This window comes from Halobacillus shinanisalinarum (assembly GCF_022919835.1).
Taxonomy (GTDB): domain Bacteria; phylum Bacillota; class Bacilli; order Bacillales; family Halobacillaceae; genus Halobacillus_A; species Halobacillus_A shinanisalinarum.
The window spans coordinates 140,887-163,511 of the sequence record NZ_CP095074.1 but is presented as its reverse complement, the minus strand read 5'-3'; the positions used below and the strand labels follow the sequence as shown (position 1 = coordinate 163,511).

The 22,625-nt window shown below is 40.1% G+C and carries 25 protein-coding genes; all 25 read left to right on the top strand.

All coding sequences use genetic code 11. From position 1 onward, the window contains the following. The first annotated feature begins 11 nt into the window (after window positions 1-11). The 25 genes from ypeB to aroA all read left to right on the top strand — a co-directional run bounded on the left by ypeB (window position 12) and on the right by aroA (window position 22,573). Window positions 12-1,352 carry a germination protein YpeB gene (gene ypeB / locus MUO14_RS00890; RefSeq protein ID WP_244753213.1) on the top strand — a complete coding sequence of 447 codons (1,341 nt, stop codon included), beginning with the start codon at window positions 12-14 and terminating at the stop codon, window positions 1,350-1,352. A 143-nt stretch (window positions 1,353-1,495) separates the two neighbouring features. Continuing rightward, window positions 1,496-2,167 (top strand): flagellar brake protein, encoded by a 672-nt coding sequence (locus tag MUO14_RS00885; RefSeq protein ID WP_244753212.1) that lies wholly within the window; start codon window positions 1,496-1,498, stop codon window positions 2,165-2,167. A 164-nt stretch (window positions 2,168-2,331) separates the two neighbouring features. Beyond that, complete coding sequence (gene cmk / locus MUO14_RS00880) at window positions 2,332-3,021, top strand: (d)CMP kinase (protein WP_244753211.1); 690 nt, start codon at window positions 2,332-2,334, stop codon at window positions 3,019-3,021. A gap of 2 nt (window positions 3,022-3,023) precedes the next feature. Next, window positions 3,024-3,623 carry a lysophospholipid acyltransferase family protein gene (locus tag MUO14_RS00875; RefSeq protein WP_244753210.1) on the top strand — a complete coding sequence of 200 codons (600 nt, stop codon included), beginning with the start codon at window positions 3,024-3,026 and terminating at the stop codon, window positions 3,621-3,623. A gap of 83 nt (window positions 3,624-3,706) precedes the next feature. Next, entirely contained in the window at window positions 3,707-4,849 is a 1,143-nt protein-coding gene (gene rpsA / locus MUO14_RS00870) for a 30S ribosomal protein S1 (protein WP_244753209.1), read from the top strand. Window positions 4,850-5,024: 175 nt separating this feature from the next. Further along, complete coding sequence (locus MUO14_RS00865; protein WP_244753208.1) at window positions 5,025-5,621, top strand: YphA family membrane protein; 597 nt, start codon at window positions 5,025-5,027, stop codon at window positions 5,619-5,621. Window positions 5,622-5,800: 179 nt separating this feature from the next. After that, window positions 5,801-7,111 carry a ribosome biogenesis GTPase Der gene (gene der / locus MUO14_RS00860; RefSeq protein ID WP_244753207.1) on the top strand — a complete coding sequence of 437 codons (1,311 nt, stop codon included), beginning with the start codon at window positions 5,801-5,803 and terminating at the stop codon, window positions 7,109-7,111. A gap of 19 nt (window positions 7,112-7,130) precedes the next feature. Next, window positions 7,131-8,171, top strand: coding sequence for an NAD(P)H-dependent glycerol-3-phosphate dehydrogenase (locus tag MUO14_RS00855; protein WP_244753206.1), 1,041 nt, complete (start codon window positions 7,131-7,133; stop codon window positions 8,169-8,171). 59 nt (window positions 8,172-8,230) lie between these two features. Beyond that, window positions 8,231-8,491, top strand: a complete 261-nt coding sequence (locus MUO14_RS00850) for a stage VI sporulation protein F (protein WP_244753205.1) — start codon at window positions 8,231-8,233, stop codon at window positions 8,489-8,491. Window positions 8,492-8,686: 195 nt separating this feature from the next. After that, on the top strand, window positions 8,687-8,884 hold the full coding sequence (locus MUO14_RS00845; RefSeq protein ID WP_244753204.1) for a DUF2768 domain-containing protein: 198 nt from the start codon (window positions 8,687-8,689) through the stop codon (window positions 8,882-8,884). A 22-nt stretch (window positions 8,885-8,906) separates the two neighbouring features. Then, window positions 8,907-9,632, top strand: coding sequence for a hypothetical protein (locus tag MUO14_RS00840; protein WP_244753203.1), 726 nt, complete (start codon window positions 8,907-8,909; stop codon window positions 9,630-9,632). Window positions 9,633-9,804: 172 nt separating this feature from the next. Next, complete coding sequence (gene spoIVA / locus MUO14_RS00835) at window positions 9,805-11,283, top strand: stage IV sporulation protein A (RefSeq protein ID WP_244753202.1); 1,479 nt, start codon at window positions 9,805-9,807, stop codon at window positions 11,281-11,283. Window positions 11,284-11,643: 360 nt separating this feature from the next. Beyond that, window positions 11,644-11,916: an HU family DNA-binding protein gene (locus tag MUO14_RS00830; protein ID WP_244753201.1), complete on the top strand. Its 273-nt coding sequence runs from the start codon at window positions 11,644-11,646 to the stop codon at window positions 11,914-11,916. 122 nt (window positions 11,917-12,038) lie between these two features. Beyond that, window positions 12,039-12,263, top strand: a complete 225-nt coding sequence (gene mtrB / locus MUO14_RS00825; protein ID WP_244753200.1) for a trp RNA-binding attenuation protein MtrB — start codon at window positions 12,039-12,041, stop codon at window positions 12,261-12,263. Between the two features lie 109 nt (window positions 12,264-12,372). Then, a complete protein-coding gene (locus MUO14_RS00820) occupies window positions 12,373-13,167 on the top strand; it encodes a heptaprenyl diphosphate synthase component 1 (protein WP_244753199.1) in 795 nt (264 codons plus the stop codon). A gap of 3 nt (window positions 13,168-13,170) precedes the next feature. Further along, a complete protein-coding gene (locus tag MUO14_RS00815; protein ID WP_244753198.1) occupies window positions 13,171-13,881 on the top strand; it encodes a demethylmenaquinone methyltransferase in 711 nt (236 codons plus the stop codon). Window positions 13,882-13,900: 19 nt separating this feature from the next. Further along, entirely contained in the window at window positions 13,901-14,872 is a 972-nt protein-coding gene (hepT, locus tag MUO14_RS00810; RefSeq protein ID WP_244753197.1) for a heptaprenyl diphosphate synthase component II, read from the top strand. A 93-nt stretch (window positions 14,873-14,965) separates the two neighbouring features. After that, entirely contained in the window at window positions 14,966-15,412 is a 447-nt protein-coding gene (gene ndk, locus MUO14_RS00805) for a nucleoside-diphosphate kinase (protein ID WP_244753196.1), read from the top strand. Between the two features lie 115 nt (window positions 15,413-15,527). After that, window positions 15,528-16,301: a CheR family methyltransferase gene (locus MUO14_RS00800; RefSeq protein ID WP_244753195.1), complete on the top strand. Its 774-nt coding sequence runs from the start codon at window positions 15,528-15,530 to the stop codon at window positions 16,299-16,301. A gap of 152 nt (window positions 16,302-16,453) precedes the next feature. After that, a complete protein-coding gene (gene aroC, locus MUO14_RS00795) occupies window positions 16,454-17,620 on the top strand; it encodes a chorismate synthase (RefSeq protein WP_244753194.1) in 1,167 nt (388 codons plus the stop codon). Then, window positions 17,621-18,718 carry a 3-dehydroquinate synthase gene (gene aroB / locus MUO14_RS00790; RefSeq protein ID WP_244753193.1) on the top strand — a complete coding sequence of 366 codons (1,098 nt, stop codon included), beginning with the start codon at window positions 17,621-17,623 and terminating at the stop codon, window positions 18,716-18,718. Beyond that, window positions 18,702-19,064, top strand: a complete 363-nt coding sequence (gene aroH, locus MUO14_RS00785) for a chorismate mutase (RefSeq protein ID WP_244753192.1) — start codon at window positions 18,702-18,704, stop codon at window positions 19,062-19,064. The genes aroB and aroH overlap by 17 nt, the downstream gene beginning before the upstream one ends. Window positions 19,065-19,079: 15 nt before the next feature. Next, complete coding sequence (hisC, locus tag MUO14_RS00780) at window positions 19,080-20,174, top strand: histidinol-phosphate transaminase (RefSeq protein WP_244753191.1); 1,095 nt, start codon at window positions 19,080-19,082, stop codon at window positions 20,172-20,174. Continuing rightward, window positions 20,171-21,271, top strand: coding sequence for a prephenate dehydrogenase (locus tag MUO14_RS00775; protein WP_244753190.1), 1,101 nt, complete (start codon window positions 20,171-20,173; stop codon window positions 21,269-21,271). The genes hisC and MUO14_RS00775 overlap by 4 nt, the downstream gene beginning before the upstream one ends. A gap of 12 nt (window positions 21,272-21,283) precedes the next feature. Next, window positions 21,284-22,573, top strand: coding sequence for a 3-phosphoshikimate 1-carboxyvinyltransferase (aroA, locus tag MUO14_RS00770; RefSeq protein WP_244753189.1), 1,290 nt, complete (start codon window positions 21,284-21,286; stop codon window positions 22,571-22,573). Window positions 22,574-22,625: the final 52 nt, after the last annotated feature.

Here is a 22,625-nt window from a genome sequence, read left to right as displayed (position 1 = left end):
AGGTGGGCAACATGTTTCGCTGGATTACAATTACGGTATTAGCTCTGGCTATTATTGGTCTTGGAGTGTTTGGTTATAAAGAAAATCAAGAAAAGAATGCTATTCTTTTACAAGCTGAGAACAACTATCAACGTGCGTTTCACGAACTTACCTATGACATGGATTTACTGCATGACAAAATTGGAGCAACTTTAGCTATGAATACGAGACAACAGATATCTCCGCAGTTAGCTGAGATTTGGAGACTTACTTCTGAAGCCAAATCCAACGTCGGACAGCTGCCATTAACATTGCTTCCATTTAATAAGACGGAAGAATTTTTATATAATATTGGAGATTTCTCCTACAACACTGCTGTCAGGGATTTGGAAAATAAACCATTAACAGATCAGGAGATTAAAGGTCTTGAGTCTCTCTATAAACAATCAGGAAAAATTAAAGATGAATTACGCCAAGTCCAAAGTATGGTATTAAGTGAAAACCTGCGCTGGATGGATGTTCAGCTCGCTTTGGCTACCAATGAGGAGAACGGTGATAACACGATTATTAATGGTTTTAAAACCGTTGAAAAATCGATGGAAGATTACAAAGAAACAAATATGGAAACAGGAATTGCTACGTCAGGATCGGAAGAAGAGTTAAGTAAAATTAAAGGGGAAGAGATTAACAAAGCACAAGCAAAAGAGATAGCTGCCAAGTGGTTAAAAGGTGCAAATAAATCTAATTTAACAATTACCACTTCAGGAGAAGGTGCAAACATTGAAACAATCACCGCTTCTTATCAAGAGGGGGATACAAATGGCTATATTGATATGAGTAAAAAAGGTGGTCATCCACTAACAGTTATGGTCAGCAGGGCAGTTAAGGAACCTAAGATTAGTTTGTATGAAGGTTCTAATAAGGCGAAGTCCTATTTAGAAGGCATCGATTTGGCTGACGTCGAACTTGTCGAAAGCAGTCAGTATGAACATGTCGGTGTATATCGATTTGTCTATAAGAAAGATGGAATCCGATACTATCCTGACTCTGTACAAATGAAAATCGCGTTGGATAATGGCGACCTACTAGGAATGACTGCAATTGATTATTTCAGTCATCATGATGGTGAAGCTATTAAAGAGGCGTCCATTTCGGAAGAAGAAGCGCGTGAAAAGGTTAATCCTAATCTGGAGATTCAAGAGCAGCATTTGTCAGTTATTGAAAATGAATCGGAAGAACAAGTTCTGTGCTATGAGTTTTTAACAACCATGGATGATGAAACGTATCGAATATTCATAAATGCATGGGACGGAACAGAAGAAAAAGTAGAAATTCTTCATTCTGTAGAAACTAAATATGAGCCTACACTCTAATTATAAAAAGCCGCTTTTAAAAGAGCGGCTTTTTTTGATTTTTACACCTTGTATGGTTGTTTTTTGTAATTCAAAATACCTAACATCTTCCTTTCTGAAGCAATGTTTGTAATAATATAAGTAATAGTAGAAGAGAGGCGGCGATGGGCTTGATAAAAGTAGGAACTCCCATCATATTAGAATTGTATGAGCATAGTCAAAATGAACCAGAATGTTATAAATGTAAACTTGTTGATGATACAGAAGAATATATTTACATTGATTACCCTGTCAAAATGGATTCGGGGAAAACAGCGTTTTTCTTTGAAGGTACTGAGTTTTACGTAAGCTTTGTTGGAGAAGATGAATCCGTTTACCGATTTAAAACGGAAGTGGTAGCAAGAAAGAAAATGAATATCCCTGTTCTCGTTTTAACATTCCCAGGACGTGACGAACTTGTCCGGATTCAAAGGAGGAAATATGTACGTGTAGAGTCGTCGTTGGATGTGGCTGTGAGTGGAGAAGGCTGTTCAATGACGAGTTTTACAAGCGTAACTAAGGATCTTAGCGGAGGAGGAGCGGCTATCCTTTTTCCGCAAAGTCATGGGTTAACACAGAACCAGGAAATTGAAATCGTCTTAGTTTTACCGATGAATTCTGGAGAAAATCGTTATGTTGAGACAAAAGCAAAAATCATTAGGATTGGTACAGTTGATAATAATCATCGTGTAAATGCGTCTGTCGAATTTATCAATATAACTGAAAAGCATCGCCAGTCTATTGTTCAATATTGTTTTGAACAGCAAATGTATATGAGGAAACGTAAACTGAATTAATAATATAATAATGGAATTAACACGAGAATTTTGTTATTCTTTATAGGAATAATTAAAGTGATTTACGTATGTAATACTCGTATTTAAATACGTATGATACAAGCGCGCTTTCTCTGTAGCAGGTGCGCTTTCGTATGTTGCACTGTGAAACTGGAGGAACTTTAATGAAACGAACAAAAGCATTAGCGATAGCCATTGACGGGCCGGCGGCAGCTGGCAAAAGTACAGTAGCTAAACGTGTAGCACACCAATTGTCTTATATTTACATAGATACAGGAGCCATGTACCGATCTCTAACATTAAAAGCATTAACAGAAGAGACTGACCTTGATAATGAAGATCAATTGGCAGATTTGTTACAAAGAACAGCTATTGTGCTATCACAAAGCGAAGATGGTCAGCATGTGTTCCTCGATGGAGAAGATGTATCCCTTGATATCCGTACGAATGAAGTGACAAGCCATGTCTCTTTTGTTGCTAAGCATCGTAAAGTGCGGGAAGAAATGGTGAAAAGACAGCAAGATCTTGTAAAAGAACGTGGTGTGGTCATGGATGGTAGAGATATTGGTACACATGTCATCCCAGATGCGGAAGTGAAGATTTTTATGATTGCTTCTGTGGAGGAAAGAGCAGAACGTCGTCATAAAGAAAACACCGAAAAAGGTTTTGATTCTGATCTTGAGCAGCTTAAAATGGAAATTAGAAAGCGCGACGAAATTGATTCAAAACGTGAAACAGCCCCTTTAGTGAAAGCGAAGGATGCGATTGAAGTGGATACGACTTCTCTTTCTATAGGAGAGGTCGTCAACAAGATTGTTACAATTGTTCACCAGAAAGAAATGAGGGAGGGATAAGTGTGAAGCTATACAAATTGGGGAAGCTGGTCTGTAGTCTTATTTTCTATCCGCTTTACCGGATCAAGGTGACAGGAAAAGAAAATATACCAAAAGATGGTCCCGTCATTATTTGTGCCAATCATATTTCTAATGTTGACCCTCCTGTTGTTGGGATTACTAATAAACGGGATGTCTATTTCTTAGCAAAAGAAGAACTTTTTAAAAATCGCTTTTTAGAGAAATTAATGAAGAGTATTAACGCTTTTCCGATTAAACGAGGCATGCGCGATCGTAATGCGCTGAGAAAAGGGCTTGATATCCTTAAGGAAAACCATGTATTAGGGTTGTTCCCTGAAGGATCACGTCAAAAAAACGGGGAGATCGGAAAAGGGTTAGCCGGAGCTGGTTTCTTTGCACTAAGGTCGGAAGCAACAATTGTGCCTTGCGCAATTATAGGACCTTATGAAAAGCTTAAACCGCTTAAAGTTGTTTATGGGAAACCGATTGATATGACGGACTATCGAGAACAAAAAGCATCGGCTCAGGTCGTTACAGACCGGATTATGGAAGAAATCAGACAATTGCATGAATTTCACAGTGAAAAAAGCGTAATCACTTGACAAACGACTCCAAATATTAGAAGTTAGACAAAAGGGCATTTCTGTATTTTGGTTGTGTCGGAAATTGAAGGAGGTAGCTTTGTATGGATGAAATGAACCATGAAGTATCAGGTATGAAAGAATTTTCTGCAGGGGATACCGTGACTGGTAAAGTCGTGAAGATTGAAGAAAAACAAGTCCTTGTAGATGTGGGATATAAAGTGGAAGGGATCGTACCCATTAGTGAATTATCCAGTCTGCACGTAGAAAAAGCTTCCGATGTCGTACACGAAGGAGACGAATTAACTCTGCAGGTTAAGAAAGTAGAAGATGATGAAATCGTACTATCGAAACGAGCAGTAGACGCAGACCAAGCGTGGCAGGATCTTGAAGCTAAGTTTGATAGCGCGGAAATTTTCGAGGCAGAGGTAAAAGACGTCGTTAAAGGTGGACTAGTCGTTGATATTGGTCTCCGTGGCTTCATCCCTGCTTCCTTAGTAGAAACGTATTACGTAGAAGATTTTGAAGATTATAAAGGAAGAAGTCTCAGCTTGAAAGTCGTTGAACTTGACCGTGAACAAAACCGAGTGATCCTTTCACACCGGGCTGTTGTGGAAGCGGAAGAGTCCACTCAGAAACAAGAAGTGCTCCAGTCCCTTGAGGAAGGACAAGTTATCGAGGGCACGGTTCAAAGATTGACTGATTTTGGTGCTTTTGTGAATTTAGGAGGTATTGATGGTCTTGTCCATATCTCACAACTTTCTCACGAACACGTAGAGAAATCTTCTGATGTCGTAGAGGAAGGACAAACTGTTAATGTGAAAGTTCTTTCAGTCGACCGCGATAATGAAAGAATTTCACTATCTCTTAAAGCAACACAGCCTGGTCCTTGGCAGGATATTGCTAATCGTGTCAATCAAGGTGAGGTTCTTGAAGGCACAGTGAGAAGGCTTGTAAGTTTTGGTGCTTTTGTTGAGGTGTTTCCAGGGGTAGAAGGACTTGTTCATATTTCTCAGATTTCTAATCGTCACATTGGCACACCAGGCGAGGTCCTTGAAGAAGGACAAACGGTCAGCGTGAAGGTTCTGGATGTCGATGAAGAAGCAAAACGTCTTTCATTAAGCATGAAGGAGCTTGAACGTGACCAAAGTCGTGAAGAGATGAAGCAGTATCAAAAAGAAGAGGATAGTTCTGGTTTTTCTCTTAGCGATATGATTGGGGATCAACTAGATAAATACAAAAAATAGGATGTTGGCAGAGTTTGGCTCATCATCCCAATTTGGAGCGAATGAAGGGAGCTTTTGAATTAAGTTCCCTTCTTTATGTTGATAAGCTTATGACAAAGGTGTCATAAGCTTTTTTATATTAAGTTTAAGCTCTTCTTCAAACAGCCATAATAGAAGCTGAGGAGGAGAGGCGACAATGGCAGTCACCTACTATTGGTATGCATGGGTTATGATGATTCTCGTGTGCTTTTTTATAGAAAAAAGTGTGTATAAAAGAGATATCTTCATTGTGTACATTATTTTTCAAATGGTTATTTTCTCTTATTTAATAAACAGACATGATTTATTTACCTACATAGTACTAGGTTTATTCTCCATGTTTGGGCTGTATTTTTGGTTAGAGCAGAAGCGATTTTGGTTTCATGTCTTACCATTTGCTTTTAGTTTATTAAGTGCTGGAGTACAGTTGTTTCTGATTGTAAATCCTGTGTGGTCTGTATTTCCAGCTATTGAGTGGGCGATCGTTGGCATCATTTTCATTGTGCAGAAAATGGGACTTTCATTCTTTAGTCAAATCGGTCTATGGATTTTAGTTAACACCCTGGGTACAGTGTGGTCTACGGTAGCACTTACGTATTACCAAACATCAGAATATATGAGTCTTGTTGAAATGAACATTTGGATAAGTAAAGGAATCATTCTACTGTTTCTCTTTCAAGGAATTTATCGTGTCAATCGATCCTTGCTAAAAATGAAACGGCAGCAACGCAACAAACGAGGTGTCTACGCATGATCGTATCTGTAAGAAGGCGATTGTATAATCAAAAAGAATTTGCTACTATAGTAAAGTTAGGTGATTTCTGCTGTTCTTATGGATTGAAGCTCAGTGCTCTCCATTAAAGAACAGTATTTTTTTGTAATGAATAAATGATCGTATACTAAAATGAGAATAAAAGAAAGGATGACCTTTTCATGAGAAAATCAGTCATCGCAATTGTCGGACGACCTAATGTAGGAAAGTCAACCATATTTAATCGGTTAGTAGGGGATAGAATCTCGATTGTTGAGGACACTCCTGGCGTAACGCGCGATCGCATCTATGCAGAAGCTGAATGGCTTACAACCCGCTTTAATGTGGTTGATACAGGGGGCATTGAGCTGGGGGATGAACCTCTGCTAGTACAAATGCGCGCCCAAGCTCAAGTAGCGATTGATGAAGCAGATGTCATTATTTTTATGGTTAATGGCCGTGACGGGATTACAGGGGCAGATGAAGAAGTGGCTAAACTTTTATTTAAATCGAATAAACCAGTTGTGCTTGCGGTGAATAAGGTTGACAACCCTGAAATGAGGGAAAATATTTATGAATTCTATTCGTTAGGATTTGGTGAACCTTACCCGATTTCGGGTACACATGGCTTAGGGCTTGGTGATTTATTAGATGCTGCCGTTAACCATTTTCCTGAACTAGTCCAGGAAGAGGAAGATGATGAGACGATTCGCTTTAGTTTGATCGGGCGCCCTAATGTAGGTAAATCCTCCCTTGTTAATGCCCTGTTAGGTCAAGAACGAGTCATTGTTAGTGAAATTGCTGGAACGACTCGTGATGCCACTGACACGCCTTTTACAAAGGATGATCAGGACTTTGTTATTATTGATACGGCAGGAATGCGTAAACGCGGGAAAGTTTATGAGTCTACGGAGAAATACAGCATTATGCGAGCGTTAAAAGCGATTGAGAGATCTGATGTCGTACTATCGCTTATTGATGCGGATGCAGGTATTCAGGAGCAGGATAAGAAAATCGCTGGATACGCTCATGAGGCGGGCAAGGCGGTTGTTGTTGTTGTGAATAAATGGGACACCGTTGAAACGGATGAGAAAACGATGAAAGATTTTGAAGATGATATTCGTTCAAATTTCCGTTTTCTAGATTATGCTCCCATTGTTTTCTTGTCGGCTAAGACTAAGAAGCGGACACACACGTTGCTCCCTAAAGTACTTGAAGCAAGTGAGAACCATGCCAAACGAGTCCAATCAAGTATTTTAAATGAAGTCATTATGGATGCACTAGCTATGAATCCGACTCCTTCAATCAAAGGGCAAAAGCTTAAAATATTCTACGCTACCCAAGTGGCTGTTAAACCGCCTAGTTTTGTTGTATTTGTTAATGAACCAGAATTAATGCATTTCACTTATGAACGTTTTTTAGAAAATCGTATTCGTGAAGCGTTCGGCTTTGAAGGAACTCCTATTAAGATCTTTGCTAGGAAAAGAAGTTAATTCGAGAGGAGAGTTAATCATGCAGAAAGTTGCTGTGTTAGGAGCAGGCAGCTGGGGAACAGCGCTTGCTATTGTCTTAGGAGATAATGGTCACAATGTTCACTTGTGGACACACCGTGCCTCTCATGCAGAAGAAATAAACCGCACACACAAAAACGAAAAATATTTAAAGGATATTCTGATTCCAAATAATGTAACTGCACATTCTGAATTATCGACGGTAGTGGCGAATACAGAACACATTATTCTTGTTGTGCCAACGAAAGCGATTCGTGAAGTGTGTCAAGAGCTTATACCTCATTTGCAGCACAAGGTAACAATTACCCATGCTTCAAAAGGGATTGAGCCTGAGACGTATAAGCGTGTATCTGAAATCATCACAGAGGAAATACCAGAAAAACTATATACAGATATTGTTGTTCTGTCCGGGCCAAGCCATGCAGAAGAAGTTAGTCTGAAACACCCGACAACAGTTACCGTATCAGCTAAGGACTTGAGTGTTGCTTCCACTGTACAAGATTTATTTATCAATGAACAGTTTAGAGTTTACACCTCACCAGATCTAGTAGGTGTGGAGCTTGGTGGGGCGTTAAAAAACATTATCGCTCTCGGTGCAGGGATTTCTGATGGGTTAGGATTTGGTGATAACGCAAAGGCTGCGCTCATCACCAGAGGACTTGCAGAAATCGCAAGGCTTGGAACATCGATGGGCGCGAACCCATTGACATTCTCAGGGCTTACGGGGATTGGTGATTTGATCGTAACATGTACGAGCTCTCACAGCCGAAACTGGCGTGCTGGGCATAAACTTGGACAAGGTGCCAAATTAGATGAGGTCCTTGAGGATATGGGGATGGTTGTGGAAGGTGTACGAACAGCAAAAGCAGCCTACCAGCTTTCAAAGACACAGGAAGTGGATATGCCAATTACGGCTGGCATTTATCAAATCCTATTTGAAGAAGCTAATCCAAGAGATGTTGTAACACAGCTGATGACAAGGATCCGTCGTCACGAAATGGAAGACTTAACGAACATTTTAGATGATCAAATGAATAACTAACACATCACCGACCTCGTGCATATACTACCAAGAAACAATTGCACGAGGAGGTCAATACAATGAGCGGTTTTCAGAAGAATATTTTTGATCATCTACAAAAGAATGCGAACATCAATCCAAATGATGTTTATAAAGTGGCTGATTCCGTACAACATGCTGATTTTACAGATGAAAAAACAGTTCGGCAATTAGTCAAGCAGTTAGCATCGATTGCAGGCAAACCTGTATCGAAGCAAAAAGAAGATAAAATCGTAGAGGCAATTGTTAAGCAAAACATGCCTCTTGATATGAATACGCTAGGTAAATTTTTAAAAGGATAGCAATATGTAGGCGCTTTTAGGAGGCGGTCCCTTGCTAAGACGCATACAATAACCCGTAGTATTTATTATGTAAGAGCTGAAAGGGAATTATTTAGTCAACCGGAGCTTAATAAGCTCCGGATTTTTTATCTCCCGCTAGTTGGACAACCTGTGATATAATACGACCGAGTGCTAACGTGTTTAGGAGGAAGAATCATGTCTTTATCTATGTTAAAGATGTACATATCTTTTGCAGGCATCCTTTCGCTATTTGTTGCAATAGGATTAATTTACTTAAGTAGATATAAATTGAAAGGATTATTTTCTATTGTAGTAGGTGTTTTCGCTTATTTATTTATGATATTTGGCGGTATTGTGATTATGTACATTGTATTTAGCGGTCCGACGTCCTAACAGGTGGAAGGGGAAAAACAACATGAAGTTTCTAAAGCTGCTTACCTTGCCTTTTGTCGCTCTGGTGTTAACAGGCTGTTTATACCCAGAAGCGCAGTTAGAAAAGAATAAAATGCCAAACCAGGCTCAATTAGACGCCATACAAAAGGCTGTTGATCAATATAATAAGCAGGAATCAGGATTATTACCTATAAAAACCAAAGGTCAAGATACACCTATTTTTTTAAAGTATCCGATTGATTTCAGTAAACTTAAGCAAAGGGGGCTTATTGGTGAGCCGCCAGGGACATCGTTTATAAATGGAGGCCATTACGAATATACAATTATAACACCTGAAGATAACCCTACAGTGAAGCTGGTTGACTTACGTACAACAGAGGCACTTCGCTCTTTGCAGCTTAAGGTAGAATTTTATCAACAGGAAAATAAATACCCACCTTTTCATGAAAAAGTTGCCAAAGGGGTCTACAGTATTGACTATGAAGCTGTTGGCTTAGAAGAGGCCCCAACGGTAGACAGCCCCTACTCTCAACAGATGCTGCCCATCTATATTAATGAGCAAGGGAAGTTGCTGATTGATTACAGAAAAGATTTATATGAATATATACGTACAAAAGAACATAATTATCAAACAGGGGATGACATTCGTTATTTACTAACAGACTATACGCCATTTTCTCCGGCTTATTCTGTACCCTATACAATAATGGATGGTGAGCCTATCTTTATGTCTGAGCTTCCTTCTTAACCAAAAAGACCACTGCTAAGATTAGTAGTGGTCTTTTGGTTTCATCACCGGATTGTTTTTTCTAATAAATAAATATAACTTCTAATTATCTGGCATAATCCACTAGGAACCAGTCATAGAATGAGAGTGTCCAGGCTTGTATGATGGTGAAATTTTATCTGGGAGGGATCCTTTGGAGAAAGTAGATATCTTTAGCGATATTTCCAAACGGACGAATGGAGATATTTATTTAGGGGTAGTGGGCGCAGTACGGACAGGAAAATCGACGTTTATTAAGAAATTCATGGAACTTGTCGTCATCCCGAATATGAAGGAGGAGTCGGAAAGAGAGCGTGCTCTTGACGAACTGCCACAGAGTGCGGCAGGGAAAACGATTATGACTACAGAGCCAAAATTTGTACCCAATCAAGCAGCCAGTATAAGTATTGACGAGCATTTAGACATTCGAGTAAGAATGGTAGACTGTGTTGGTTATGCTGTTGATGGGGCAGTTGGGTATGAGGATGAGCATGGCCCGAGAATGGTTCATACACCATGGTATGAAGAGGCGATTCCTTTTCATGAAGCCGCAGAGATCGGTACACATAAAGTTATTCAGGAACATTCAACGATCGGAGTTGTTGTGACAACAGATGGTACGATCGGCGAAATCGCCCGTGAAGATTACGTCGCATCTGAAGAAAAAATCGTCAGTGAACTTCGAGAAGTTGGAAAACCATTTATCATGGTCGTAAACTCAGCACAACCGCACAATGAAAACACGGAGAGGCTCAGACAAGAACTTGCTGAGAAATATGACATTCCTGTTCTCGCTTTATCTGTAGAAAGTATGCGCGAACAGGATGTGCAAAACGTGCTGCGTGAGGCATTGTTCGAGTTCCCAGTATTAGAAGTCAATGTTAATCTTCCTAGCTGGGTAATGGTTCTTGACTCTAGACACTGGCTGCGTAATAATTTGCAAAACGCAATTGAAGAAACGGTGCAGGACATTAAACGATTGCGGGATGTAGATGAAGTGATTGGAAATTTTGATCAATATGAACATATTACCGGGGCACACATTTCAGGGATGGATCTTGGTGAAGGGGTCGCCGAGATTGATCTGCAAGCGCCAGAATATCTATATGACCACGTGTTAAAGGAAATTGTGGGTGAAGAAATTAGAGGAAAAGATCATCTCCTTGAAATCATGCAAGACTTTTCCCATGCAAAAAGGGAGTATGATCAAGTCGCTGATGCCCTGCAAATGGTAAAACAAACCGGTTATGGCATTGCGGCCCCTACTTTAGAGGACATGCAACTTGATGAGCCAGAAATCATTAGACAAGGCTCAAGGTTTGGTGTGAGACTGAGAGCAGTAGCTCCATCGATTCATATGGTGAAAGTCGATGTTCAATCAGAGTTTTCCCCAATTATTGGGACAGAGAAGCAAAGTGAAGAGCTTGTACGCTATTTAATGCAGGATTTTGAAGAGGATCCACTTTCCATTTGGAATTCAGATATCTTTGGAAGATCGTTAAGCTCAATTGTGAGAGAAGGCATTCAAGCTAAACTATCTCTAATGCCAGAGAATGCTAGGTATAAATTAAAAGATACGCTGGAGAGAATCATCAATGAAGGCTCTGGCGGAATGATTGCAATTATCTTATAACGGCTCCTAACAGGGCCGTTTTAATTTTTTTGCTAAAAAAATATCTAGTATGATGTATTTATGACGAAAAACTTTTATAAATAGAGGATAAACTAAGTATAAACCTTCTAAAACCTTGATATAATAGGGGTTAGAAGGTTTTTGTTGTTACGAGGGGTTTATTGAAAATGTCTATAAAATCTTGGTAAAGAATTAGGAAAATCGCTTCGCTAAGCGATTTATCGACGATTCTCTATTGAATTATACGGCAAACTCGTTTATTATAAGGCTTGTCATCAAATGATGACTGTTAAATAAGCATTTTGAGTGAAAGTAGTTTCACTTGAAAGAGACCAACCTTCTTGGGAGGAGGTGAATGTCATGAACAAAACTGATCTAATTAATGCTGTATCAGAAAAAGCAGAGCTTTCTAAAAAAGATGCAACTCAGGCAGTTGACTCTGTATTCGAATCTATCATGGGATCACTACAAGATGGTGAGAAAGTACAGCTTATCGGATTCGGTAACTTCGAAGTACGTGAACGTGCGGCACGTAAAGGCCGTAACCCACAGACTGGTGAGGAGATCGAAATCTCTGCAAGTAAAGTTCCAGCTTTCAAACCAGGTAAAGCCCTAAAAGATGCTGTTAAATAAATAGCTACATAGGGCCAAAAAGGGGGTGCTAATTTTAGCACCCTTTTTTAATAGCAAAAAGCTTCTAATTTTGACATAATACGAGTAGTAAGAGATAGTGAGACTAGAAAGGGGAGAGACTGATGGCAGTATCCGAAAATGACTTTTTTGTAATTAAAGCACAAGAAGACGGTGTGAACGTGATAGGTTTGACTAGAGGTACAGACACGCGTTTTCACCATTCTGAAAAGCTCGATCGTGGAGAAGTGATGATTGCCCAGTTCACTGAGCATACATCTGCAGTTAAAGTTCGTGGTAAAGCTGTCATTCAAACACGTCACGGAGAAATGACGACAGAAGCAGAGTAATTTGCTCTGCTCCCGACTTTATAATACATAAAAAAGGCTTCGATCATCGATATATGCTATAATGAATGTGACTTTAATCGTGTTTATGAAAGGGACTAGGTGATAAAAGGTGAACACATCAGAAATGAATATAGAACAACTCAAACAGAAGATAGCCTCCCATGTTCGCCACCCTTTTTTGGCGAAGTTCATTCCAGAGCCAATCATTGATGAAGACAAGCTTGTTATCTTGTCTTCAATAATGGATCACACCACACTATCTCCTGTTAAAAGAGAGCAGTATGTGATTACAACGATGCTCGTTCAAATAGCCCTTGATACTCACGATCTGGTCACGTTGACTGATGAAGACGATGAGAAGGAAACCATTCGCACTCGGCAACTTACTGTGCTCGCCGGAGACTATTACAGTGGTCTGTATTATTATTTACTTTCAAAGCTCGACGATATTCCTATGATACGGACTCTTGCCGGAGCGATTAAGGAAATAAACGAATTGAAAATGGAACTATATTACAAAGATGTGGATTCCTTTCAAGAATTTTTAATTTCGCTCAAAAAAATTGAGTCATTGCTCATTCAACGTGTAGCTACTTACGTTCAGAAGACGACGATCAATGATATGGCTGGAGAATGGCTGCTGGCGAAAAGACTTATTGATGAAAAAACAAGTTATCAAGAAGGTAAATCTTCCCCTGTTATTGATCTTCTGGTGAGACAACCGGGATCGCTTGAAACTAGTACCCAGGTCATGTTGAGCTTAGAGCAAATGTTGCAAAAACATATTACCCGTTTAGAGGCTACTGTTTCTCAGTTGCCAATTCATTTCAAATGGCTGAAGTCTTATATCCATACAGCTATCCATGACAAGTTTTATGAGAAACCTATCGTAGAGGAAGGATAAACGATGCAGCAACAATCGAAAGAGGAACGTGTCCATCACGTGTTTGAGAATATATATAACCGTTATGACCGGATGAATTCTATTATTTCATTTCAACAGCATAGGTTATGGCGGAAAGATGTTATGAAGCGTATGAACGTTTCAAAAGGTGATCACACTCTCGATGTGTGCTGCGGCACGGGAGATTGGACAATGGCTTTGGCAGAGGAAGTCGGGCCTACTGGTAAGGCAGTCGGGCTGGATTTTAGTGACAATATGCTTTCAGTCGGAATAAAAAAGAAAATAGCTGCACGTAAAACGCAAGTGGAATTTGAGCATGGGAATGCAATGGAACTTCCATTTGAAGATAATCAGTTCGATTATGTAACGATTGGGTTTGGTTTAAGAAATGTTCCGGATTACCTACAAGTACTTAAAGAAATGCAGCGGGTAGTTAAGCCGGGAGGGAAAGTTGTTTGTTTAGAAACTTCTCAGCCTACAAACCCAATCTTTAAGCGCCTTTACTATTTTTATTTTAGAAACATTATGCCGTTGTTTGGAAAACTGTTTGCTAAAAGTTATCAAGAGTATAGCTGGCTTCATGAATCGGCAAAGGATTTCCCGGGTAAAAATGAATTAGCAGCGATGTTTTATCGAGCAGGATTAAAAAATGTTGAAGTGAAACCCTACACTGGTGGCGTGGCAGCCATGCATATCGGGAGGAAGCAATTGTAATGACCGGGGATGATGATTAATGAAATTAGCGATGATTTATTCATTTTTAAAGCAGGATCTAGCTAAAATTGAAGATGCAGTAAACGAAACGATTCAGTCAGGAAACCCTGTTCTTCGTGAAGCCTCAGGGCAACTACTGCATGCGGGCGGAAAACGGATCCGTCCAGTTTTTGTTTTGCTTGCAGGGAAATTTGGCGACTACAACCTAGAGCGGATGAAAGCTGTCGCTGTGTCTCTTGAACTAATACATACAGCTTCACTCGTTCATGATGATGTGATTGACGAAGCTGAACTCCGAAGAGGCCAACCTACGATTAAATCAAAATGGGACAACCGAATTGCGATGTACACAGGCGATTACATTTTTGCCCGTTCATTAGAAAATTTATCAACACTTGATAATCCAAGAGCACATCAAATTTTGGCGAGGACTATGGTCGAACTCTGTTTAGGCGAAATTGATCAAATACAAGATAAATATACTGTGGAGCAGAACTTCAGGAACTACTTGCGTCGAATCAAAAGAAAGACGGCTATTCTTATTGCTGCAAGCTGCCGCTTAGGCGCCATTGCTGCAAACGCTCCTAAAGAAAAAGAGCTTGCTTTATATCGCTATGGCTACTACGTAGGGATGTCCTATCAAATCATCGATGACGTATTAGATTTTACAGCATCTGAGAAAGATCTAGGCAAACCAGCAGGAAGTGATTTGCTTCAAGGGAACATTACTTTACCTGTTCTGTTTTCTATGGAGGATAAAGAATTCAAACAACAACTGAAAGACATATTTAAGGGTGAGAAGGAGCTTACATCTGCTGACATTGCTCCATTGCTCGAAAAGATCCAATCCAATGGTTCGATTGAACGCTCTCTAGAGGTGAGTGACCAATATTTAAGCAAAGCCTACCAATCATTAAATGAGCTGCCTAATTTACGAGCAAAGCAAACACTCAAAGGGATTGCTAAATATATTGGAAAAAGAAGAGCGTAAGAGTTTGCCACAATCCGTATTCTTTGGTAGAATCTTTAATGGCACTTGTTAAAAGCGCTTTCAGACTATACATAAAGCTTGAGGTGAGTATTCATGGAAAAGACATTTTTAATGGTTAAACCTGATGGTGTACAAAGAAATCTGATTGGAGATATTACTTCGAGGTTCGAAAAGAAAGGCTACAAACTGGTTGGTGCAAAATTGATGACGATTAAACAAGCGCTTGCTGAAGAACATTACGGAGAGCATAGTGATAAGCCTTTCTTCGGAGAGCTTGTAGGATTCATTACTTCTGGACCTGTATTTGCAATGGTATGGGAAGGGGAAAATGTCATTGCTACAGCACGTCAAATGATGGGAGCTACGAACCCTAAAGATGCTACAACGGGTACAATTCGTGGGGATTACGGTGTCACAGTTGGCAAAAATGTTATTCACGGATCAGACTCTAGTGAAAGCGCTGAACGTGAAATCAATCTATTTTTTGATGAATCGGAGCTAATTCCATATCAAAAAGATAACCTGACATGGGTCTATTAAATAAACGTAACAACCGCCTTTTTATGGAAGGCGGTTTTTTTATTGTCTATAAATATTTACACATCAAGCTCCTTGGAGTAGTCTTAAAAGATAATGGGACGTTAGGAGCATTATTATGAGCCATGATTATGACGAGTTTGTCACAAAAATTAAACAGAAATCTGGCATCGATTTATATCTTTATAAAGAAGCGCAAATGAAGCGTAGATTGACAACCTTACGTGATCGAAGGGGATTTGGTAATTTCCGTGACTATTACCAATCATTACATGGCAATGGAGAATTATTTAATGAACTGCTAGATAGGATGACAATCAACGTATCTGAATTTTATCGTAACCGACAAAGATGGGATGTGCTTGAAAAGAAAGTTCTTCCCCACTTATTGAAGGAAAACAGGAAAATTAAAGTATGGAGTGCAGCTTGTTCAACAGGAGAAGAACCCTACACGTTAGCAATCATTCTTAGTCAATATATCCCACTCGAAAAAATTAAAGTGATTGCAACAGATATCGATGAAAAAGCAATACAACGGGCAGAGCTTGGAGTCTATCCTGAGCGTTCATTAAGAGAAATGCCTAATGAAGTGAAGAAACAGTATTTTACACAGCAAAAGAATTTGTATAAAATAAACAACAATATAAAACAATGTGTCATATTTAAAAAGCAGAATTTACTAGCTGACCGCTATGAAAGCTATTGTGATTTAATCGTATGCAGAAATGTGCTTATCTACTTTACAGAAGAGGCCAAATCAAGAATCTATACCAAATTTAGTGAAGCATTAAACAAAGGTGGAATCTTTTTTGTAGGAAGTACGGAACAAATTTTCACACCCAACCAGTACAGTTTCCGTTCATTTGATACATTTTTTTATAAAAAAGAGTGAGAATCATTACTTGAGAGAACACGAGGCTTCCAAATGCTAGTGATATAAACGCAAATTTATTGATTTTTTAAAACTTTGCAACGTTAAAGCACACAAATATCGATGTGTATGATATAGTAATATTTAAAATTTACTACAGGGGGTCGTCATCTATGCGTTATTTAACAGCTGGAGAATCACATGGGAAGCAATTGACAACAATTATCGAAGGGGTACCATCACATCTTCCTATTGTTGCAGATCAAATTAATGAATCATTGATTCGTCGACAAGGAGGACATGGACGTGGCCGGAGAATGCAAATTGAAAAAGATTTAGTAGAGATCACGAGCGGTGTCCGACACGGGTACACACTTGGCTCACCAATCTCGCTAGTTGTACATAATGATGACTTTAAGCACTGGCGCAATATAATGGGGGATGAGCCACTCGCTGACGATGCTGAGGTGAGAAGGACAATTTCGAGGCCAAGACCTGGTCACGCAGATTTAAATGGTGGTTTGAAATATGGTCACAGGGATATGCGAAATGTGTTAGAACGTTCGTCAGCCCGTGAAACGGCAGCTAGAGTAGGGGCAGGTGCTGTTGCGAAAATTTTGCTGCGTGAACTTGGAATAGAAGTAGCTGGCTATGTTCGTGAGATCGCTGGCATTGTCAGTGATGTTGATGAAAGTCTATCGCTCAAAGAACGTGCAGCTATATCAGAAGCATCTCCAGTCCGTACGTTTGATGAAAAAGCAGCCAATAAAATGATGGAAGCGATTGACCAAGCTAAAAAAGAAGGAGATTCGATTGGTGGGGTTGCAGAAGTATATGTTGAAGGGATGCCGCCGGGATTAGGATCCTATGTCCAGTATGATCGTAAATTAGATGGGAGAATTGCTGGAAGTGTGATGAGTATCAATGCTTTTAAGGGGGTAGAGTTCGGTATTGGCTTCGAAGCGGCTAGAAAGAATGGCAGTGAAGTCCATGATGAAATTTTATGGAGTGAGGAACGTGGCTATTACCGTGGCACAAACCGCCTAGGAGGTTTTGAAGGTGGAATGACGACAGGGATGCCTATTATTGTAAAAGGTGTCATGAAGCCGATCCCTACGTTATATAAACCTTTGCAAAGTGTTGATATCGAAACAAAAGAACCTTTCCAAGCGAGTATAGAACGTTCTGACTCTTGTGCGGTCCCGGCAGCTTCTGTTGTTATGGAACACATCGTTGCATTTGAGCTTGCTAAAGCAATTACGGAAGAATTTCCTTCTGACTATTTTCCGCGTCTTAAGCGTGCAGTAGATGATTATCGCAAGGAGGTTCGCAGCTTCTAAATGACTACATTAACGATTCGATCGTCCTCAAATGACTATCAGGTTAATATAGGGGCTGGATTACGGCATCAACTATCTGATTTATTAAAAAATAACTATTCCAAAGTGTTGGTTATTACAGATTCTAGTGTCGCTCCGTTATATTTGAAAGATGTTGTTGCTGCTTTTGGAAGTGATACAGTGGTTTCTTCGGAGATTGTTCCAGCAGGGGAACAATCGAAAAGTGTCATCTGCTACAGTGGATTACTCGATCGCTGTCTGGAAGATCAACTTGATCGCAGTTCACTGATCATAGCTCTTGGCGGAGGGGTCATCGGTGATTTAGCAGGATTCGTGGCTGCCACCTATCTAAGAGGAATCGACTTTTTGCAAATGCCAACAACGATCTTAGCCCATGACAGCAGTGTAGGTGGCAAAGTAGCAATAAATCATGACAAAGGGAAGAATTTGATCGGAAGTTTTTATAGTCCCGTACAAGTCATCTACGATACAGAAACAATCACTACCTTATCAATACAGGAAGTCAGATCCGGGTATGGCGAGGTTGTTAAGCATGCATTACTAAGTGATTCAAAATGGTTTCAACACTTAATGGATACCTCTCTTGAATCGATAGAAGAGGATGATTTAATTGATCACCTCACATCAGGTATTCGTGTAAAAGCTCAAATTGTCGAATCCGACGAACGAGAGACAGGTGTGCGTAAGCATTTAAATTTGGGCCATACTTTAGCCCACGCCCTTGAGGCGGAATTTGGTTATGGCGAGGTAACACATGGAGAGGCGGTGGCCATCGGAATGTTATTTGCAATGAAGATAAGTCAGGTAAAATTAGCTGCCAAATTACCATACTCCCAATATCAGAAATGGCTTGACGACAACAATTATCCACTACACTTGCTTGCCCGTATTGATGTAGAAGCCACCTTAAAAAGAATGAAATTGGATAAAAAGACGCTTGAAAATTCAATCCACTACGTCTTATTAAATGAAGTAGGATCACCAACTGTCATCAAACTGACTGATCAAGAATTAATCCAGTCACTTAATGATTTTGTTCAAAAAGAAGGGGGACGTATCGTTGATCAGAGGAGTTAGGGGAGCTACAACCGTAGATAAAAATGATGGGGAAGCGATTATTGAAAAAGCGCATGAGTTAATGCTGGCTGTTATAAAGCAAAATGATATAAAGGCGGAAAATGTGACGTCTGTTTTTTTTACTGTCACAGCTGATTTAGATGGAGCATTCCCAGCAAAATCGTTACGAAAGCTTGAAGGTTGGACACATGTACCAGTAATGTGTATGCAGGAAATCCCTGTTCCTAATAGTTTAGCCCGCTGTATTCGTGTGATGGTGACAGTTGAAACCTCTCGAGTACAAGAGCAAATTCAACATGTTTATCATTACAATGCCAAACAGTTGAGACCAGATTTAAGAAGCTAAGGAGGAGTGTTTTTTATGAAGTCAAAAGAAATTCTAAAACAAATGACCCCATATAAACCGGGCAAACAAATTGAAGAAGTCAAGCGTGAGCATAATCTTGACCGGATCGTTAAGCTAGCTTCCAATGAAAATCCTTTTGGCTTTTCCTCAGAAGTAAAGAAGCAGCTACCGGATTTAATTACCCAGCTTGAGAAATATCCTGACGGGTATGCAGCGACATTACGCAAAAAGATGGCCGGCTTTTTAAATGTGGATGAGGAACAACTCATTTTTGGTAATGGCTCTGACGAGATCGTACAAGTCATCTGTCGTACCTTCTTAGAGCCTGGAGCGAATACGGTTATGGCCGCACCTACTTTCCCTCAGTATCGGCACAACGCGTTAATTGAAGGGGCTGAAGTGAGAGAGGTTCCATTGAACAATGGCCATCATGATCTTGACGAAATGCTTCAGCAGGTGGATGCACATACGCGCGTTCTTTGGCTATGTACACCGAATAACCCTACAGGCGCACATATTAATGACAACGTTCTTAGTGAATTTATGAAAAATTGCCCATCTCATGTGTTGGTTGTTATTGATGAAGCGTACTATGAATACATGAAAACGGAAGATTACTTTGATTCCATCGCAGCTTTACAGAACTATGAGAATTTAATCGTGCTCCGCACATTTTCAAAAGCATATGGCTTAGCAGGTCTTAGAATTGGTTATGGTGTTGCAGCAAAACCTTTAATTCACATACTTGAACCATCAAGAGAACCCTTTAACACTTCGACGATTGCACAAGCGGCAGCGATCATCGCCCTCGATGATCAGTCGTTTATAGAAGAAACAACAACCGAAAACGCCAAAAACAAACAATCGCTTATGTCATTCTTAGATGAAAACCAGATTAGTTACTACGAATCAGAAGCCAACTTTGTTCTTATTCATTTACCTATTAGTGGCGATGAGATGTTTGAACACTTGTTAAGTAAAGGATTTATTGTTCGTGCTGGGGAAGCACTTGGTATTCCTCAGTCCATCAGGCTGACAATTGGTGATAAAGAGGATATGGCGATTGTTCAACAGGAAATACAACAAAAGCTTGCAGGCATTCTTAAATGAGCCAAACGATATTTTTTGTCGGGTTGGGGTTAATTGGCGGATCACTGGCAATGAATGTAGCCAAACAAAAAAATGTAAAGATCACCGGGATGGACCCTGATCCCCAAACACTTGCCATCGCCAAGAAACAAGGTGTCATTCATGAGCAGGTGGAAGAGTTCTCAAAGGGTGTTGAAGAAGCTGACGTGTTAGTTCTCGCTACGCCGATATCAACAACGATCGAGTATGTAAAACAGCTGAATGATTTAAGACTAGATAAACCTTTACTCGTCACAGATGTGTCCTCTGTTAAGAGTCAAGTTTTGCAGGCTGCCCAGGAGCTTACAAATCCATTGGTTTCATTCGTAGGCGGCCATCCCATGGCGGGCTCCCATAAACAAGGATATACTGCTGCAAAGCCGCATTTATTCGAAAATGCAATTTTTGTGTTAACGCCGGCTAAGGGGGCGAATTCCGCCGATGCTTCCGTTCTTCAAGAGCTTTTCTCAAAAACAGGAGCCAGATTCTTAACGCTCTCGACAAAAGAGCATGATGAAATGACGGCAGTGATTTCCCACTTCCCACACCTGATCGCGTCATCACTCGTCCATCAGGCTAAAAAATGGCAGAAAACTCATCCGACGCTTGAGCACTTGGCTGCGGGAGGATTTCGAGATATTACTAGAATTTCTTCAAGCAACCCAAAACTATGGCAGGATATCTTTTTTCAAAACAAAAAGCTGTTAATTCATATGCTTGAGGATTGGATCGAAGAAATGAAACATATGAAGCGGTTGCTTGAAAATGGTGAAGCTCAGTCCACCTATCAGTATTTAGTTGAAGCAAAAAATTATCGTGATGGCTTACCTATTCGTGAAAAGGGGGCTATTCCTGCCTTTTACGATGTCTATGTAGATATTCATGACCAACCAGGCGCGATTCATAAGGTTATTAAATTACTAGCTGAAAAAGAGATTAGTATCAAAAATATTCGTATACTTGAAATAAGAGAGGGAATAACAGGTGTGCTTAGAATTAGTTTTCAGACGGGGAAGGAACAACAAGCCAGCTATCAATCACTGCTTAATAAAGGATATGAAGTGATGATTCAGGATTAAGGAGGCCGCTGTATGACGACAATTGAATTACAACCAGCTACCAAGGGTTTACATGGCGCATTGCAAGTACCAGGCGATAAATCTATCTCACACCGTGCTGTTATTTTTTCATCGTTGGCAGAAGGAACATCATATGTGTATAACTTCCTAACTGGAGAAGACTGTCTACGCACTGTAGAGGCTTTTAGAAAACTAGGAGTCCGAATTGATCAAGAGGCGGATAAGTTAACGATCTATGGGCGGGGAATTAAACATTTAACAGAACCCGCAGCACCTATATATTTTGGTAATTCAGGAACTACTGCTCGTTTAATGAGTGGTGTATTAGCGGGTTTACCACTGTTCACTGTTGCTTATGGGGATGAGTCGTTAGCTAAACGTCCAATGGACCGCGTCGTTGTTCCTCTTGAGAAGATGGGCGCACATATATACGGCCGAACGGAAGCCACACAGTTGCCGCTCGCCTTTAAAGGTAGGAAGTTATCAGGTGTAACAATAGAAATGAATGTGAAGAGCGCTCAAGTTAAGTCGGCTTTATTGCTAGCTGGGATGCTGGCAGAAGGGGAAACAAAGGTTTATGAAAGAGGAATCACTCGAAATCATACAGAAATGCTTATGCCACAGTACGGAATTACAATAAACAAAAATGAAAATGTGATCACTGTTCCTGGTAATCAGCAGCCGATGGCCTCAGATTTACATATACCTGGCGACATATCTTCAGCAGCTTTCTTTTTCGTTGCTGGATTACTAACCCAAGATAGTGAGTTGACCATAAAGAACGTAGGTTTAAATCCCACAAGAGATGGAATTATTACTACCTTACAAAGGATGGGGGCCAACCTTGCCATTTCCAACCAAACTTATGTCGGTCATGAACCTGTCGGTGACGTTACAGTAAAATCAGGCCCACTGGAAGCGCTGACAGTTGAAGGCGATATCATTGCTAACTTAATCGATGAAATTCCTATTCTAGCATTAGCAGCGACACAAGCAGAAGGGACAACGGTCATTAAAGATGCTAAGGAACTACGTGTGAAAGAGACAGATCGAATTGCGGCCGTTGCCCAAAATTTAATAGCACTGGGAGCTAACATTGAATCGACGGATGATGGTTTAATCATTCACGGGCCTACACCTTTAACAGGGGCAGTCGTTCATTCTTACGGTGATCATCGTATTGGAATGATGAATGCAATCGCATCACTAATAACAGATTCTAACGTGACTATTGAAGATAAGGATTGTATTAATATCTCTTATCCCAACTTTTTTGAACATTTATCTCGTATTATGAAATAATTTTCATAGAACAGTGATTGCTCTCATACGATATAAAAAGCCTTTTTGGAGG

Bases quoted from the DNA above. Each gene is read 5' to 3' on its own strand.
- aroA (WP_244753189.1), top strand. From the start codon at position 21,284: ATGACGACAATTGAATTACAACCAGCTACCAAGGGTTTACATGGCGCA.
- hepT (WP_244753197.1), top strand. From the start codon at position 13,901: ATGAAATTAGCGATGATTTATTCATTTTTAAAGCAGGATCTAGCTAAA.
- MUO14_RS00815 (WP_244753198.1), top strand. From the start codon at position 13,171: ATGCAGCAACAATCGAAAGAGGAACGTGTCCATCACGTGTTTGAGAAT.
- aroC (WP_244753194.1), top strand. From the start codon at position 16,454: ATGCGTTATTTAACAGCTGGAGAATCACATGGGAAGCAATTGACAACA.
- MUO14_RS00850 (WP_244753205.1), top strand. From the start codon at position 8,231: ATGAGCGGTTTTCAGAAGAATATTTTTGATCATCTACAAAAGAATGCG.
- MUO14_RS00855 (WP_244753206.1), top strand. From the start codon at position 7,131: ATGCAGAAAGTTGCTGTGTTAGGAGCAGGCAGCTGGGGAACAGCGCTT.
- hisC (WP_244753191.1), top strand. From the start codon at position 19,080: ATGAAGTCAAAAGAAATTCTAAAACAAATGACCCCATATAAACCGGGC.
- mtrB (WP_244753200.1), top strand. From the start codon at position 12,039: ATGGCAGTATCCGAAAATGACTTTTTTGTAATTAAAGCACAAGAAGAC.
- cmk (WP_244753211.1), top strand. From the start codon at position 2,332: ATGAAACGAACAAAAGCATTAGCGATAGCCATTGACGGGCCGGCGGCA.
- MUO14_RS00800 (WP_244753195.1), top strand. From the start codon at position 15,528: ATGAGCCATGATTATGACGAGTTTGTCACAAAAATTAAACAGAAATCT.
- ndk (WP_244753196.1), top strand. From the start codon at position 14,966: ATGGAAAAGACATTTTTAATGGTTAAACCTGATGGTGTACAAAGAAAT.
- MUO14_RS00830 (WP_244753201.1), top strand. From the start codon at position 11,644: ATGAACAAAACTGATCTAATTAATGCTGTATCAGAAAAAGCAGAGCTT.
- MUO14_RS00885 (WP_244753212.1), top strand. From the start codon at position 1,496: ATGGGCTTGATAAAAGTAGGAACTCCCATCATATTAGAATTGTATGAG.
- der (WP_244753207.1), top strand. From the start codon at position 5,801: ATGAGAAAATCAGTCATCGCAATTGTCGGACGACCTAATGTAGGAAAG.
- ypeB (WP_244753213.1), top strand. From the start codon at position 12: ATGTTTCGCTGGATTACAATTACGGTATTAGCTCTGGCTATTATTGGT.
- rpsA (WP_244753209.1), top strand. From the start codon at position 3,707: ATGGATGAAATGAACCATGAAGTATCAGGTATGAAAGAATTTTCTGCA.
- MUO14_RS00865 (WP_244753208.1), top strand. From the start codon at position 5,025: ATGGCAGTCACCTACTATTGGTATGCATGGGTTATGATGATTCTCGTG.
- aroB (WP_244753193.1), top strand. From the start codon at position 17,621: ATGACTACATTAACGATTCGATCGTCCTCAAATGACTATCAGGTTAAT.
- MUO14_RS00775 (WP_244753190.1), top strand. From the start codon at position 20,171: ATGAGCCAAACGATATTTTTTGTCGGGTTGGGGTTAATTGGCGGATCA.
- MUO14_RS00845 (WP_244753204.1), top strand. From the start codon at position 8,687: ATGTCTTTATCTATGTTAAAGATGTACATATCTTTTGCAGGCATCCTT.
- MUO14_RS00840 (WP_244753203.1), top strand. From the start codon at position 8,907: ATGAAGTTTCTAAAGCTGCTTACCTTGCCTTTTGTCGCTCTGGTGTTA.